The 14977-nt window shown below is 69.9% G+C and carries 16 protein-coding genes; 10 read left to right on the top strand and 6 right to left on the bottom strand.

All coding sequences use genetic code 11. The features are described from left to right. Positions 1-22: 22 nt before the first annotated feature. The 4 genes from NYP07_RS07315 to NYP07_RS07300 all read right to left on the bottom strand — a co-directional run bounded on the left by NYP07_RS07315 (position 23) and on the right by NYP07_RS07300 (position 1620). Positions 23-553 carry a chemotaxis protein CheW gene (locus NYP07_RS07315; RefSeq protein WP_268148916.1) on the bottom strand — a complete coding sequence of 177 codons (531 nt, stop codon included), beginning with the start codon at positions 551-553 and terminating at the stop codon, positions 23-25. An 83-nt stretch (positions 554-636) separates the two neighbouring features. Then, positions 637-1002, bottom strand: a complete 366-nt coding sequence (locus NYP07_RS07310) for a response regulator transcription factor (RefSeq protein WP_132571125.1) — start codon at positions 1000-1002, stop codon at positions 637-639. Positions 1003-1028: 26 nt separating this feature from the next. Further along, the gene (locus NYP07_RS07305; protein WP_132571124.1) at positions 1029-1418 is read right to left on the bottom strand and encodes a response regulator; all 390 of its coding nucleotides are present in this window, start codon (positions 1416-1418) and stop codon (positions 1029-1031) included. Positions 1419-1467: 49 nt separating this feature from the next. Further along, complete coding sequence (locus tag NYP07_RS07300) at positions 1468-1620, bottom strand: rubredoxin (RefSeq protein WP_268149035.1); 153 nt, start codon at positions 1618-1620, stop codon at positions 1468-1470. 180 nt (positions 1621-1800) lie between these two features. Here NYP07_RS07300 and thiD point away from each other — a divergent pair, with 180 nt between their 5' ends. The 3 genes from thiD to mpl are packed head-to-tail and all read left to right on the top strand — an operon-like array spanning position 1801 to position 5456. Beyond that, positions 1801-2742, top strand: coding sequence for a bifunctional hydroxymethylpyrimidine kinase/phosphomethylpyrimidine kinase (gene thiD / locus NYP07_RS07295; RefSeq protein ID WP_268148912.1), 942 nt, complete (start codon positions 1801-1803; stop codon positions 2740-2742). 18 nt (positions 2743-2760) lie between these two features. Further along, positions 2761-4047 carry a glutamate-1-semialdehyde 2,1-aminomutase gene (hemL, locus tag NYP07_RS07290; protein WP_268148910.1) on the top strand — a complete coding sequence of 429 codons (1287 nt, stop codon included), beginning with the start codon at positions 2761-2763 and terminating at the stop codon, positions 4045-4047. A 29-nt stretch (positions 4048-4076) separates the two neighbouring features. Then, positions 4077-5456, top strand: coding sequence for a UDP-N-acetylmuramate:L-alanyl-gamma-D-glutamyl-meso-diaminopimelate ligase (mpl, locus tag NYP07_RS07285; RefSeq protein ID WP_268148908.1), 1380 nt, complete (start codon positions 4077-4079; stop codon positions 5454-5456). 69 nt (positions 5457-5525) lie between these two features. Here mpl and NYP07_RS07280 read toward each other — a convergent pair whose 3' ends face one another. Both NYP07_RS07280 and NYP07_RS07275 read right to left on the bottom strand, forming a co-directional pair. After that, on the bottom strand, positions 5526-5936 hold the full coding sequence (locus NYP07_RS07280) for a PaaI family thioesterase (RefSeq protein ID WP_268148907.1): 411 nt from the start codon (positions 5934-5936) through the stop codon (positions 5526-5528). Between the two features lie 89 nt (positions 5937-6025). Continuing rightward, entirely contained in the window at positions 6026-8695 is a 2670-nt protein-coding gene (locus NYP07_RS07275; RefSeq protein ID WP_268148905.1) for a zinc-dependent metalloprotease, read from the bottom strand. Positions 8696-8806: 111 nt separating this feature from the next. Between NYP07_RS07275 and NYP07_RS07270 the strand changes: the two genes are divergently transcribed. From NYP07_RS07270 to NYP07_RS07240, 7 genes are read left to right on the top strand one after another with little or no spacing between them, the layout of a single operon-like run. Further along, positions 8807-9397, top strand: a complete 591-nt coding sequence (locus NYP07_RS07270; protein WP_268148903.1) for a YqiA/YcfP family alpha/beta fold hydrolase — start codon at positions 8807-8809, stop codon at positions 9395-9397. A gap of 17 nt (positions 9398-9414) precedes the next feature. Then, complete coding sequence (locus NYP07_RS07265) at positions 9415-11442, top strand: ribonuclease catalytic domain-containing protein (RefSeq protein WP_268148901.1); 2028 nt, start codon at positions 9415-9417, stop codon at positions 11440-11442. A gap of 1 nt (position 11443) precedes the next feature. Continuing rightward, entirely contained in the window at positions 11444-12295 is an 852-nt protein-coding gene (locus tag NYP07_RS07260; RefSeq protein ID WP_268148899.1) for a cell envelope integrity TolA family protein, read from the top strand. Next, on the top strand, positions 12292-13107 hold the full coding sequence (gene aroE / locus NYP07_RS07255) for a shikimate dehydrogenase (protein WP_268148897.1): 816 nt from the start codon (positions 12292-12294) through the stop codon (positions 13105-13107). The genes NYP07_RS07260 and aroE overlap by 4 nt, the downstream gene beginning before the upstream one ends. After that, positions 13107-13820, top strand: a complete 714-nt coding sequence (gene mtgA / locus NYP07_RS07250) for a monofunctional biosynthetic peptidoglycan transglycosylase (protein ID WP_268149033.1) — start codon at positions 13107-13109, stop codon at positions 13818-13820. Before aroE ends, mtgA begins: the two co-directional genes overlap by 1 nt. Then, a complete protein-coding gene (locus NYP07_RS07245) occupies positions 13817-14416 on the top strand; it encodes a hypothetical protein (RefSeq protein ID WP_268148895.1) in 600 nt (199 codons plus the stop codon). Before mtgA ends, NYP07_RS07245 begins: the two co-directional genes overlap by 4 nt. Beyond that, positions 14413-14931: a TlpA disulfide reductase family protein gene (locus tag NYP07_RS07240; RefSeq protein ID WP_268148893.1), complete on the top strand. Its 519-nt coding sequence runs from the start codon at positions 14413-14415 to the stop codon at positions 14929-14931. The genes NYP07_RS07245 and NYP07_RS07240 overlap by 4 nt, the downstream gene beginning before the upstream one ends. Positions 14932-14977 lie beyond the last annotated feature (46 nt).

Here is a 14977-nt window from a genome sequence, read left to right as displayed (position 1 = left end):
TGGGCCTAGGAAACGGTTCGCCTCAGGCGACGATGTGCAGGAAATTCTCCTGTCGCGACAGCGCCTCGAGGTTGATCTCTTGCCAGCTGCGCCCGGCCTCGTCGCGCCGCAGCGCGCCGGCAAAGCGCGGCAGCGGCCCTGCGGGTTGCTGGGCCGCGAGGGGCAGTTGCTCGTCGCTGCGCAGGCCGGCCAGCCGGTCCACGAGCAGCGCGCAGTTCAGGTTCAGGTCGGCGCCCAGTGACACGAGGCGGCTCTGCGGCGCGAAGGCGCGGCCATGCACCGGCTCGCGCAGGCCGAGGTAGACGGCCAGGTCGACGACGGTGAACAGGCCGCCGCGCAGATTGGCCACGCCGGCCAGCCAGGGCTTGGCATAGGGCACGGGCTTGATCGGCACCGGCGCGAAGATCTCGCTGGCCTGCTTGAGCGGGAACAGCAGCCCGACGCCGGCGCATTCGACGGCCAGCCAGTTCGCGATCAGCGTCTGCTCGCGCGCGGCCTGCATGCGCTCGGCCAGGCGCTGCTGGAGTTCACGGAGTGCCGTCCGGTTCGCCATGTCAGCGCCGCCCGGCCGCCCGAAGGCGTTGAAGCGCCCCCCCGGGGGGCAGTGAACGGAGTGAGCGTGGGGGCATCGTCATATCAGCCCAGGGCCTTGATCTTGGCGATCAGTTCCTCGGCCTTGACGGGCTTGACGACGTAGTCGCTGGCCCCCTGGCGCATGCCCCAGACCTTGTCGGTCTCCTGGCCCTTGCTGGTGCACATGATGACCGGCACGCCGACATAGCGCTCGTCGCGCGTGATCGCGCGGGTCAGCTGGAAGCCGTTCTGGCCGGGCATGACGACGTCCATCAGGATCAGGTCGGGCTTGGCCTCGGCCAGGCGCTTCATGGCCTCCTCGCCGTTCTCGGCCGTGCGCACGTTGTAGCCGCGCTTGACCAGCATCTCCGACAGCGCGTGCAGCTCGGTCTTGGAGTCGTCAACCAGCAGGATGTTGTGGATGCTCATGGCAGTTCTCTTTCATAGGCTGGGTCTCAGGGCCGGTGCTGCAGCACCGCCTGGAGCAGCTGGTCCTTGGTGAAGGGCTTGGTCAGGTAGTCCTGCGAGCCCACCATGCGCCCGCGGGCCTTGTCGAACAGGCCGTCCTTGGACGACAGCATGATCACCGGCACGGCCGAGAACTGCGGGTTGCGCTTGATGATGGCGCAGGTCTGGTAGCCGTCCAGGCGCGGCATCAGGATGTCGCAGAACACGAGGTCGGGATGGAAATCGCCCAGCTTGGCCAGCGCGTCGAAGCCGTCCTCGGCCAGGGCCACCTCGTGGCCGCCCTGCTTCAGGAAGATCTCGGCGCTGCGGCGGATGGTGTTGCTGTCGTCGATGACCAGGATGCGGGTCGGCGCCGCTGCGGAAACTTGCTCGTTCAAACCATGTCTCCTCGGTACTTCAGCTCGGGGCCGGGCCGGCGAGGCCGAGTCAGATGCGCACCATCTCGAAATCTTCCTTGCGCGCGCCACAGTCGGGGCAGACCCAGTTCATGTCGACGTCCGCCCAGGCCGTGCCGGCGGCAATGCCGTGCTCGGGATCCCCCGTCGCTTCGTCGTAGATCCATCCACAGATCAGGCACATCCAGGTACTGGGTTCGCTCACGGTGCTCAGAGTTTGCTCACTACAATCGAATCATTCTAGCCAGGGCCCGAGAGCGCGATGCTGAGGGCAAACGCCTGTGCCCAGGGCCTCGGGAGCACCCTTTTAGCGGCAGACTCCACGCTTTGCGGCAGCTCTTTGGCCGCGACCGCCACGACCCCCATGAGCCCAACATCCCATCCCGCCGACCCCGAGGTCGACCCCGCCCAAGACGAGCAGGAGAGCCCGCCGCCGGCCTGCGTGCTGTGCTTCAACGCCAGCGACGCCTCCGGCGCCGGCGGCCTGGCCGGCGACGTGGCCACCGTCGCGGCCATGGGTGCGCACTGCCTGCCGGTGGTGACCGCCGTCGTGCTGCGCGACACGGCCGAGGTCTTCGAGCACCACAGCCTCGACGCCGACGTGCTGGCCGAGCAGGCCCGCCACATCCTCGAGGACGTGCCCATCACGGCCTGGAAGGTCGGCTTCCTCGGCAATGCCGAAGGCGTCAGCGCCGTCGCCGAGGTGCTGAGCGACTACCCCGACGTGCCCCTCGTGACCTACCTGCCCTCGGTCGCCTGGATCGACGAGGACGAGCAGCAGCAATACCTGGACGCGCTGCGCGAGCTGGTGCTGCCGCAGACGGCCGTGCTGGTGGGCAACCACAAGACCCTGACCGACTTCCTGCTGCCCGACTGGGACAGCGAGCGCAGCCCCTCCGCGCGCGAGCTGGCCGTGGCGGCCGCCCAGGCCGGCGCACAGCATGTGCTGGTGACCGGCATCCAGCTGCCCAACCAGTTCGTCGACAACGTGCTGGCCAGCCCGCAGGGCCCGATCGCCGGCGAGAAGTTCGAGCGCTTCGAGACCGCCTTCGTCGGCGCCGGCGACACGCTGTCGGCCGCGCTGGCGGCGCTGCTGTCGGTCGGCGCCGAGCTGCACTCGGCCGTCAGCGAGGCGCTGTCCTTCCTCGACCAGTCGCTGGACGCGGGCTTCCGCCCCGGCATGGGCAACGTCATCCCCGACCGCTTCTTCTGGGCCCTGCCCGCGGCGGACGAGGAAGGCGCCGAGACCGCCTTCGACGAGCCCGAGCCCGAGCAGCCGCCCAAGGCGCCGCGGCGCATGCACTGACCCTTTCCTTCGTTTCCGATGGTTACCAATTCGCAGTTGTTCGAGCGCGCCGCGCGCGTCATTCCCGGCGGCGTCAACTCCCCCGTGCGCGCCTTCCGTGCCGTCGGCGGCACGCCGCGCTTCATCGCCCGCGGCGACGGCGCCTACATCTGGGATGCCGAAGGCCGGCGCTACGTCGACTACATCGGCTCCTGGGGCCCGATGATCCTCGGCCACGGCCACCCGGCCGTGCTGGAGGCCGTGCAGAAGGCGGCCACCGAAGGCTTCTCCTTCGGCGCGCCGACCGAGCGCGAGATCGAGCTCGCCGAAGAGATCCTGAAGCTCGTGCCCGGCATCGACCAGGTCCGCCTCGTCAGCTCGGGCACCGAGGCGACGATGAGCGCCATCCGCCTCGCGCGCGGCGCCACCGACCGGCCCAAGTTCATCAAGTTCGAGGGCTGCTACCACGGCCACACCGACGCGCTGCTCGTGAAGGCCGGCTCGGGCCTGGCCACCTTCGGCCACCCGACCAGCGCAGGCGTGACGCCCGGCGCGGCGGCGGACACCGTCGTCCTCGAATACAACAACGTCGAGCAGCTGGAAGCCGCCTTCGCCGAGCACGGCAAGGAACTCGCCTGCGTCATCGTCGAGCCGATTGCCGGCAATATGAACTTCGTGCGCGCCTCCGTGCCGTTCATGACGGCCATGCGCCGCCTGTGCACCCAGCACGGCGCGCTGCTGGTGCTGGACGAAGTCATGACGGGCTTCCGCGTCGGCCTCGCGTCGGCGCAGGGCCACTACGCCGGGCTCATCCCCGGCTTCGCGCCCGACATCTCGGTGTTCGGCAAGGTCATCGGCGGCGGCATGCCGCTGGCGGCCTTCGGCGCCAAGCGCGAGGTCATGCAGCACCTGGCGCCGCTGGGCGGCGTCTACCAGGCCGGCACGCTGTCCGGCAACCCGGTGGCCACGGCCTGCGGCCTGGCGACGCTGCGCGAGATCCAGAAGCCCGGCTTCTTCGATGCGCTGTCGGCCCGCACCCGCCGGCTCGTCGACGGCCTGAAGGCGGTGGCGGCCGACAACGGCGTGCCATTCAGTGCCGACTGCGAGGGCGGCATGTTCGGCTTCTTCCTGCTGCCGGAGCTGCCGCAGAACTACGCGACCGTCATGACGACGGACAAGGAGCGCTTCAACCGCTTCTTCCACGCGATGCTCGACGCGGGCATCTATCTTGCCCCGGCCCTGTACGAGGCGGGCTTCGTGTCGGCGGCGCACAGCCAGGCCGACATCGACGCCACCCTCGCGGCCGCGCGCACCGCCTTGCGCTGAATCCCGGAGCGCCCTCGGGCGCCACTGCCATGCATCTCCACATCCTCGGCATCTGCGGCACCTTCATGGGCGGCCTGGCGGCGCTGGCGCGCGAGGCCGGCCACCGCGTGACCGGCTGCGACGCCAACGTCTACCCGCCGATGAGCACCCAGCTCGAAGCGCTCGGCATAGCGCTGATCGAGGGCTTCGGCGCCGAGCAGCTCGAACTCAGGCCCGATGTCTTCGTCATCGGCAACGTCGTCGCGCGCGGCGAGCGCTTCCCGCTGATGGAAGCCATCCTCGACGCCGGCCTGCCCTATGTCTCCGGCCCGCAGTGGCTGGCCGAAAACGTGCTGCAGGGGCGGCACACGCTGGCCGTGGCCGGCACGCACGGCAAGACGACGACGTCGTCGATGCTGGCCTGGATTCTTGAACACGCGGGCCACAAGCCCGGCTTCCTCGTCGGCGGCGTGCCGCAAAACTTCGGCGTGTCGGCGCGGCTCGGCGAAGGCAAGGCCTTCGTCATCGAGGCGGACGAATACGACACGGCCTTCTTCGACAAGCGCAGCAAGTTCGTCCACTACAGGCCGCGCACGGCCATCCTGAACAACCTCGAGCACGACCACGCCGACATCTTCCCGGACCTGGCCGCCATCGAGACCCAGTTCCACCACCTCGTGCGCACCGTGCCGGCCAGCGGCCTGCTCGTCGTCAACGCCCGCGAGGAGGCGCTGCAGCGCGTCATCGCGCGCGGCTGCTGGAGCGGGCTGCAGCGCTTCGGCGCCAAGAAGGAAGAGGCCGGCATGCTGCGCGCGCGCGGCGAGCCGCAGGCCTTCGACGTGCTGCGCGGCAGCCTCAAGGTCGCGCGCGTCGAGTGGGGCCTGATCGGCGAGCACAACCAGCTCAACGCGCTGGCCGCCATCGCGGCGGCGGAGCATGTGGGCGTGCCGCCCGAGCAGTCGGCCGCGGCGCTGGCCGAGTTCCAGAACGTGCGCCGCCGCATGGAGCTGCGCGGCGAGGTGCAACGTGAAGGTGGCGTCATCAAGGTCTACGACGACTTCGCCCACCACCCCACGGCCATCCGCACGACGATCAACGGCCTGCGCCGCCGCGTGCTGCCCTCCGAGCGCATCCTGGCCATCTTCGAGCCGCGCTCCAACACGATGAAGCTGGGCACGATGAAGGCCCAGCTGCCCTGGGCGCTGGAGGAGGCCGACCTGGCCTTCTGCAACCAGCAGGGCTTGAGCTGGGATGCGAAGGAGGCGCTGGCGCCGATGGGCGCCCAGGCCGTGGTCGGCGCCGATGTGGACGCGCTGGTGGCGGCCGTCGTCAAGGCCGCCAAACCGGGCGACCACCTGCTGTGCATGAGCAACGGCGGCTTTGGCGGCATACACGACAAGCTATTGCAAAGCTTGGCCGCCCGGGCCTGAGGCCCGAGGGCGGCATACACGACAAGCTATTGCAAAGCCTGGCTGCCCGGGCCGGCTGAGCACGGCCGCTCACTTCCCGTAAAGCACCATCTGCGTGCAGCGGAACAAGGCCATCGTCTTGCCCGTGGACTGGTTCGTGACGACCGCGTCCCAGACCTGCGTCGTGCGGCCCAGGTGCACGGCCCGCGCCGTGCAGGCGATGCTGCCTTCGAGCGCCGTGCCGAGGAAGTTGGACTTCAGCTCGATGGTCGTGAAGCCCACCGCGCCTTCGGGCAGGTTGTCCAGGCAGCCGTAGCCCGCGCAGGTGTCGGCCAGCGTGACGACGCTGCCGGCATGCAGAAAGCCGTTGGGCGCCATCAGCTCAGCCCGCACGGCCAGCTCGGCCTGCACCTCGCCGCCGCCGATGCGCGTGACGACGATGCCGAGGTGGCCCGGCAGCTTGCCGGCTCCGGATTGGTTGTAGTGCGCGGCGTCGGCCATGCGGATCTCCTCGTGAAACGACGAGCATCCTAGTGAACAGCAAAAAGGCCGGCATCGCTGCCGGCCTTGTCGCTCGCCGCGAGGCTCGCTCAGCTGCGCACCAGCGAAGCCTTGAGCATGCTGTTCAGCATGTCCTGCAGTTCCGCCAGATGGGCCCTGGTCTCGACCGACAGCCCCGGCCTGGCCGCGGCCGTGCGCAGCTCGCTGGCGAGCTGGGTAGCGTGCCAGCGGGCCATCGAGAAGGCGTCGGCGTAGACGGTCGCGCCGTTCGTCGAGCGGTTCAGTTGGGCCTGCAGGCGGCGCAGGTATTCGCGCTGCAGGCTGCGGCGCATGCGGTCGATCTCGCCGCCGGTCTTGACCTCGCTGAAGATGGCCGCCTGCAGCGTGCCGTAGACCTCGCCGAGCGACACCGCGCCCTTGCGCTGGGCCTCGGGCAGGTAGCTGCCCATCTCGATCAGGCGGTGCGCGGTGTTGGGCGACATCAGCCGGTCCAGCACGCAGCCCTGCAGCGCGGCGACGGCGTCCGGGATGGACAGCGGCAGGCCGCGGTCCCATTCGTTGTAGTCCAGCGTCTGGCTGGTCAGGAACTCGGGGCGGAACCTGAACGAATCGCTGGACAGCAGGCCCGTGGCGATGAAGCGTAGCGCCTCGCGCTGCTGCGCGTTGTCCACCGGCTTGAAGGCCGGCCCCGGCGTCACGCCCGGCACGATGCGCTCGGCATGGAGGCCGCCGACGTATTTGCCGACGTTGTTGGCCGTCATGCCCAGCTGGCGGAAGCTCTCGAGCACCGAGCGGCGGTTGCGCAGCGGATCGTCGCCGGCCGAGGCCGGGCGGGCCTGCACGCGCTCCCACAGCTCCTGGCTGAGCTTGAGGCGCTTCTTCGCATAGGCCAGCGGGTCGTCGCCGAGGTCGCGCTGGTTGATGCGCGGATCGAAGCCGTCGTAGGGGCCGCCGACGCCCTGGTCGAAATCGTCGCCATAGGCCAGCTGCGGCTCGGTGGAGCGCGCGGCGATCCTGGCCAGCTCGGCGGCTTCCTGCTCGGCCGGCAGGGTCTTGTAGGCGTACTCGATGGCCCAGTAGTCGTAGGCGCCCAGCGTCGTGTTCGTCAGGCTGGCCTTGGGCTCACCCTTGAGCGGCAGGTTGTAGGCGTTGTAGTCCATCACCGAGTTGGAGATGCCGTGGGCCTCGGTCCAGGCCCTGTCCCGGAGCTGGGCCTGGGTCACCGTGGTGGACGAACGGAAGTTGTGCTTGAGCCCCAGCGTGTGGCCGACCTCGTGCGTGACGACGTCCTTGACGACGGCCTGGGCCAGCGCCTCGGCCTCGGGGCCGTTCATGTCCATGCCCTCTGCCTCGCCCCGCAGCGCCAGCAGGTCGAGCGCGAAGCCGAGCTCGTTGGCCTGGTCGGCCATATAGCTGCACTGCTGCTCGGCCAGCAGCTGGCCGCTGCGCTCGCCCATCCAGGCCTGGGCCTGCGACTGGCCGCCGGGCAGCACGTCGTCCACGGCGAAGCGGCGCGTGCCGCGGCCGAAGACGTCGCTCATGCCGATGTCGGCGTCCAGGATCTCGCCGGTGCGTGGGTCGCGGTTGCTCGGGCCGATGGCGAAGCCGACGTCGGCGCCGGTGAACCAGCGCACGGACGCATGGGTCGAGTCCATATTGTCCCAGTCGGCGTCGTCAGGCTGCTGCCTGGCGACGATGGCGTCCTTGAAGCCGATCTTCTCGAAGGCCTTGTTCCACTCCAGGATGCCGGCCTTGACGGCCTCGCGGTACTTGGCCGGGATGTTCCTGTCCAGCCAGTAGACGATGGGCTGCACGGGCTCGGACAGCTCGGCCGCCGGATCCTTCTTCTCGAGGCGCCAGCGGGCGATCATGTGCACGCGCGGGTTGGCCTTGAGGTCGTCGCCGAGGTTGCTGTAGGTCTCGGCGAAATGGCCCAGGCGCGGGTCGGCGTGGCGGATGGCGGCGGGCGTCTCGGGCAGCGCGCGCAGGCTGTAGACGAAGCTGAAGAACATCGAGCGCGGGTCGGGCGTGGCCTGCGGCGGCGTGGGCACCGGCACGGGAGGGGGCACCAGCGGCGGCGCCGGGATGCGGGCCGTCGCGAAGTGCACGCGCGCGGTCAGCGTCGAGACCTGCGCATCGGCGCGGCTGGCCTCGATGAAGGAGTTGGCGCGGTCGGGCGCATAGGGCAGGCGGTAGGCCAGCTCCAGGCGCGTCGAATAGCCGGGGATGTCGCCCAGCAGCAGGCCGCTGGCATCCACCAGCACGGACTTGCGGTCCGGGTGGTCGGCGCTGGCCACCGGGCCCGACGTGATCAGGCTGGGCGAGAAGGCCTGTTCGACGGCAAGCCTGCTGGCCGCGTTGTCGGCGCGGAACTTGGTGTTCAGCGCGATCAGCTGCACATGGTTGCCGACGCGGCGCCACTCGGCCAGCTCGTCGCCCAGCATCTGGCTGGCGTAGAGGCCGCGCTCGCCGACGCCGTTGGCGACGTTGACGCTGAACAGGAAGGGCTTGTTGAAGTAGTCCTTCGGGATCTCGATCCAGACCTTCTCGTCCTTGCGCCAGATCGGGAACAGGCCGGGCTGCTCCTTGGCGCCCTTGATGACATCGGCGAAGGGCTTGGGTGCGGCCGGGTCGACGGGCGGGCGGGCGGCGGGGGCCGAGGCGGCGGCGGCAGGGGCGGCGGGGGTCTGGGCCTGCGCGAGGCCGGCCAGCGCGATCAGCGCGGCCGCGGCCAGCGCGGTGCGGGACATCGGGATCATGGTTTGACCGAAGGAAACGAAAAGGCGGCCACTGTGGTGGGCGGCGACACTCGCGTCAATCGGCGCCCGCCCCTGTCGGCGCCAGGCACGAATCCCGCGAAAACTTCCGTCATGGCCCTCACGCATCTGCTCTATCTGCATGGCTTCCGCTCCTCGCCGCAATCGGCCAAGGCGCGCCGCATGGCGGCCTGGTCGAGCGGCATGCCGGGCCTGCATTTCTGCTGCCCGCAGCTGCCACCTTCGCCGCTGGAGGCCATGGCCCAGTTGGCCCGCCTCGTGGCCGACTGGCCGGCCTCGGGGTCGGCCGTCGTCGGCAGCTCGCTCGGCGGCTTCTACGCCACCGCGCTGGCCGAACAGCCGGCCCACCGCGGCTGGCGCGTGGCCGTGCTGAACCCGGCCGTGGACCCGGCGCGCGACCTGTCCCGCCACATCGGCGTGCAGACGGCCTGGCACGACCCGGCGCTGAAGTTCGACTTCACGGCCCGGCATGTGGCCGAACTCGCCGCGCTGGCGCCGCCGGCCCGGCTGAGCACGCCGCCGCGCTACTACGCGCTGATCGCCAAGGGCGACGAGCTGCTGGACTGGCGCGAGATGCTGGCCCGCTACAGCGGCTGCGACGGCAAGGTGCTGGAGGGCAGCGACCACGGGCTGACCGACTTCGAGGACCATCTGCCGGGCGTCGCGGCGCACCTGCTCGCGTAAGGGACAATCACGCCCCTATGTTTGCGCTGTTTGACGACGCCGGGAAATTCCTCGCCGGCCGTGTGATGAGCGAGGCCGACGCCTCGATGCAGGTGGAGCTCGACTCGGGCAAGCGGGTCAAGGTCAAGGCCGCCAATGTGCTGCTGAAGTTCGAGCAGCCGGCGCCCGCCGTGCTGCTGGCCGACGCGCGCGCGCTGGCCGACGACATCGACCTCGACCTGGCCTGGGAGTTCGCACCCGAGGGCGAGTTCGGCTTCGCCGACCTGGCCCGCGACTATTTCGATGCCAGGGCCGGCGTCGTGCAGCAGGCCGCCGCCCTCTTGCGCCTGTTCGACGCGCCGCACTACTTCCGCCGCGCCGGCAAGGGCCAGTTCAGGAAGGCGCCCGAGGAGACGGTCAAGGCCGCGCTGCTCGGCATCGAGCGCAAGCGCCAGCAGCAGCAGCAGATCGAAGCCTGGGCCGAGGAGCTGGCCCAGGGCCGCTGCCCCCAGCCCATCCAGGACCAGATCTACAAGATCCTGTTCAAGCCGGACAAGAACGGCCCCGAGTACAAGGCCGTCGTCGAGGCCAGCAAGCGCTCGCACAAGGCGCCGCTGGACCTGCTGCAGGCGGCCGGCGCCATCACCAGCCCCTACCAGTTCCACTGGAAGCGCTTCCTGTTCGAGAACTTCGCCAAGGGCGTGGGCTTCCCCGCGCTGACCGCGCCGGAGATCAAGGACGAGCTGGCGCTGTCTCCGGTCCAGGCCTTCTCCATCGACGACTCGCAGACGACGGAGATCGACGACGCGCTGTCGGTGCAGGGCCTGGGCACGGGCACCGTCACGTTCGGCGTGCACATCGCGGCACCCGGCCTGGCCATCGCGCCGGACTCGGCCGTCGACAAGGTCGCCCGCGAGCGCCTGTCTACCGTCTATATGCCCGGCTGGAAGATCACGATGCTGCCCGACGACGTCGTGCAGGCCTACACGCTGATCGAGGGCCGCGACTGCCCCGCCGTGTCCATCTACTTCACGCTGGACGAGACGACGTTCGAGATCAAGGCCAAGGAAACCAAGCTGGAGCGCGTGCACATCGCCGCCAACCTGCGCCACGACAAGCTGGACGGCATCGTCACCGACGCCACGCTGTCCGGCGAAGCCCCGGCCGACTACGCCTTCGCGCCCGAGCTGGCCTTCACATGGCGCCTGGCCAAGCACTTGAAGGCCCAGCGCGAAGTCGTGCGCGGCAAGCCCGAGAACTTCAACCGGCCGGACTACAACTTCCGTCTGCTGGGAGAGCGTACGGCCCCGCCCAGCGGCGACGAGACCGTCGAGATCAGCGTGCGCGCCCGCGGCAGCTCGCTGGACCTGATCGTGGCCGAGGCCATGATCCTGGCCAATTCCGCCTGGGGCGGCTGGCTGGCCGAACTGGGCCTGCCGGGCATCTACCGCAGCCAGGCCAGCCTGGCGCCGGGCATCAAGGTGCGTATGGGCGTCAAGGCGCTACCGCACGCCGGCATGGGCGTGGCCAGCTACACCTGGGCCAGCTCGCCGCTGCGCCGCTATGTCGACCTGGTCAACCAGTGGCAGATCATCGCGGCGGCCCGCCACGGCAAGACGGCGGCACTGGTCGCGCCTTTCAAGCCCAAGGACGCCCAACTCTTCTCCATCATCTCGGCCTTCGAGTCCGCCTACGCGGCCTACAACGGTTTCCAGAACGGCATCGAGCGCTTCTGGACGCTGCGCCACCTGGCTCAGAACGGCACGACCGAGCTGACCGCCGCCGTCATGAAGGAAGGCCTAGTGCGCGCCGACGAGCTGCCGCTGGTCTTCAAGGCCCTGGGCTGCGAAAACCTGCCGCGCGGCAGCCATGTGAAGGTGCGCATCACCGGCCTGGACGAGATGACGCTCGACGTGCACGCGACGCTGGTCGAGCGCCTGGACGAGGCCGCTGCCGCCGAGGAGCCCGAGGGCGACGACGACGAACTCGAGAGCGCCGCTGCACCGATTGCACTGGCCATCGACGTCAACGAGGCAGATCCCGCAGAAGCGGCCTCACAAGGCTGAGATGCGCAAGCCGAGCACGCTGCAGATCGCTCTCGCGTGCTCGCTCGGCGTGCACGGCGTGCTGCTGGCCTGGCGCGTCGGCTCGCCTGACTCCTTCAACCGCGTGTTCCAGGACACGCCGCTGGAGGTGGTGCTCGTCAACACCCGCTCCAGCGAGGCGCCGGCCAAGGCCGCGGCGCTGGCGCAGGCCAACCTCGCGGGCGGCGGCAATATGGAGACAGGCCGGGCCACGTCGCCTCTGCCACCGGCCCGCCGCAGCGAGTTGGGCGACGCGGCCGAGGTACAGCACACGCAGATCGCCCAGCTGCAGGAGCAGCAGCAGCAGTTGCTCGCCCAGGTGCGCCGCGAGCTGGCGCTGCTGCCGCCGCCCGACCCGCGGCGCGAAAAAACCGATGCGAACGAGCGCGCCCAGGCCGAGAAGCGCCGCCAGCTCGTCGACCTGCTCGCCGAGATCGAGAAGCGCGTCAACGACGAGAGCGCCCGGCCGCGCAAGCGCTACATCAGCCCCGCCACGCGCGAGGTCGTCTACGCCCAGTACTACGACGGCCTGCGCCGCCGCATCGAGGAGCGCGGCACGCGCGACTTCCCCGAATACCGCGGCAAGAAGCTCTACGGCGAGCTGACGATGAACATCCACATCGACCAGAGGGGGCGCGTCATCGAGACCGAGATCGTGGCCTCCAGCGGCAACCCGACGCTGGACCGCCGCGCCATCGCCATCGTGCAGGCCGCGTCGCCCTTCGGCAACTTCAGCCAGGAGATGCTGCGCGGCGCCGAGGTGCTGGTCATCACGTCGCGCTTCAAGTTCACGCGCGACGAGGGGCTGGAAACAACCTTGACGGGAGAGCAATGACAGATAGATATGCGGTCGTCGGCAACCCGGTGGAACACAGCCGCTCGCCGGCCATCCACGCGATGTTTGCCGAGCAGACCGACCAGGACCTGAGCTACGAGCGCCTGCTGGCGCCGCTGGACGGCTTCGAGGCCACGCTGCGCGCCTTTGCCGCCGCGGGTGCGAGCGGCTGCAACATCACCGTGCCTTTCAAGTTCGAGGCCTTCCGGCTCGCCGCCATGCACAGCGAGCGCGCGCAGCTGGCCGGTGCGGTCAACACGATGCGCTTCGACGCAGCGGGCTGGACGGGCGACAACACCGACGGCGCCGGCCTCATCAACGACATCCAGCGCAATGCCGGCCGGCCGCTGGCCGGGCTGCGGGTGCTACTGATCGGCGCGGGTGGCGCGGGCGCGGGCGTGCTGGGCAGCCTGATCGCCGCGAAGCCGGCCAACGTCACCATCGTGAACCGCAGCGTCGACAAGGCCGAGGCTCTGGCCGCGAGCCACGCCCACCTGGGCGTGCCGCTGCGCGCGGCGGCCCTGGCCGACGCTCCCGCTGAGCAAGACGTCGTCATCAATGCGACCAGCACCAGCCTGGCCGGCGCAGCCTCGCCGGTGGATTCCCGCGTGCTCAAGCCCGGCAGCCTGGCTCTGGACATGATGTACGGCCCCAAGGCTCAGGGCTTTCTCGACTGGGCCGCGGCCCATGGCGCGGAGCCGCGTGACGGCCTGGGCATGTTGGTGGAGCAGGCGGCCGAGGCCTTCTTCTCCTGGCGCGGCGTGCGGCCCGACACGGCGCCGGTGCTGGCCGCGCTGAGGGCTTCGCTGTGATCCGCCACCTCGGCCGCCTGCTCGCCGTGCTGGCGCTCGCCCTGCTCTGCCTGCAGTTCTGGTTCGCCGGCCGCATCCTGTTGATGCGCTTCGTCGCGCCGCAGTCCACCAGCTTCCAGCGCAGCGAGATCGTGCGCCTGCTGGCCGAGAAGCACCAGGTCGCCTGGAGCCAGCAGTGGGTGGACGACGCCCAACTGCCCGCAACGCTCAAGCGGGCCGTCATCGCCAGCGAGGACGACGGCTTCGCCCTGCACGGCGGCGTCGACTGGGACGCCCTCAAGGGCGCCTGGAAGAAAAACGAGAAGGCGCAGGCTCGCGTCGAGGCCCGGGGCAAGGGCGTGGCCAAGGTCGTCGGCGGCTCGACGATCACGCAGCAGCTGGCCAAGAATCTCTTCCTGTCCGGCGAGCGCACGCTGCTGCGCAAGGGCCAGGAGCTCGTCATCACGCTGATGCTGGAGGGGCTGCTCGACAAGCGCCGCATCCTCGAGATCTACCTGAACAGCGTCGAGTGGGGCGAGGGTCTGTTCGGCGCCCAGGCCGCCGCGCGGCACTACTTCCACACCGATGCGGCAAGGCTGGGCGCCTTCGAGGGCGCACGGCTGGCCGTCATGCTGCCGGCGCCCAAGCGCTTCGAGCGCCAACCCGCCTCGGCCTATGTGATGGGCCGCGCCGGCGTCATCGCCGGGCGGATGAACAGCGCGGAACTGCCATGAGTGCGCCCGACGAAATCGCCGCTGAAATCGCAGCAATGGCCGCCCGCCTCATCGTCGACGAGGGCATGGACTGGGGCCCCGCCAAGCAGCGCGCCGCGCGCGACCTGGGCCTGCCGCGCGCCGCCCTGCCCGGCAACGACGCGGTCGAGGACGCCGTGCGCGAGCACATCGCCATCTTCCACGCCGACACCCAGCCGGCCGAGCTACGCGCGCTGCGCGAACTGGCGGCGCAGTGGATGGCGCGGCTCGCCGAGTTCCGCCCCCACCTGACCGGCGCCGTCTGGCGCGGCACGGCCACGCGCCTATCCAACGTCCACCTGCAGCTCTACTGCGACGACAGCAAGGCCGCAGAGATCGCGCTGCTCAACCGCGGCCTGAACTTCGACGTGGCCGAGACGACGGCCGGCAAAGGCCGGGCCGTGGACATGCTCATCCTGGACGCGCCCTGCCCGGCCCTCGGCGAACGCGTCACACTCTGCCTGACCATCCTGGACTTCGACGACCTGCGCGGCGCGCTGAAGCCCGACGCCCGCGGCCTGACCGAGCGCGGCGACCTGGCCGCGCTGCAAACCCTGCTGGACGCTCCCGAACCATGAACCCCATCACCCGTCGCCTGATCCTGGCCGGCGCCGGCATGGGCGCGGCGGCCCTGGGTACCTCTTTAGCTTGGCGCAAGCTGAACAACTCACCCTCTCCTGCCGCCCAGGCTTTCTGGAGCCAACTTTTCCCCGGCCCGAACGGCGGTCAACTCGACGTCGCACGCTTGCGCGGCCAGCCGCTGCTGGTGAATTTCTGGGCGACCTGGTGCCCGCCCTGCGTGAAGGAGCTGCCGGAGATCAACCAGTTCTATCTGGAGGCCAAGTCCAAAGGCTGGCAGGTGCTGGGCCTGGCCGTTGACCAGGCGGAGCCAGTGAACGCCTTCCTGAAGAAGACCCCGCTGGACTTCCTCATCGCGCTGGCCGGCCCGGAAGGCCTGGGCCTGGTGCGCGAGCTCGGCAACCCGGCCGGCGGACTGCCCTTTTCCGTCGTCTTCGACGAAACTGGCGAGATCAGCTGGCGGCGACTGGGCGTCAGCCGGCTTGAAGAGCTGCGCCAGCTGGCCAAAAATTAGGCATCTGCGCTGCAAAGCAGCGTGACCCCGAGAATTTCCCTATCCG

The sequence above is a fragment of the Pelomonas aquatica genome, assembly GCF_026712205.1.
In the GTDB taxonomy this organism is placed as follows: Bacteria; Pseudomonadota; Gammaproteobacteria; order Burkholderiales; family Burkholderiaceae_C; genus Pelomonas; species Pelomonas aquatica.
This window is presented reverse-complemented; position numbering and strand designations above follow the sequence as displayed.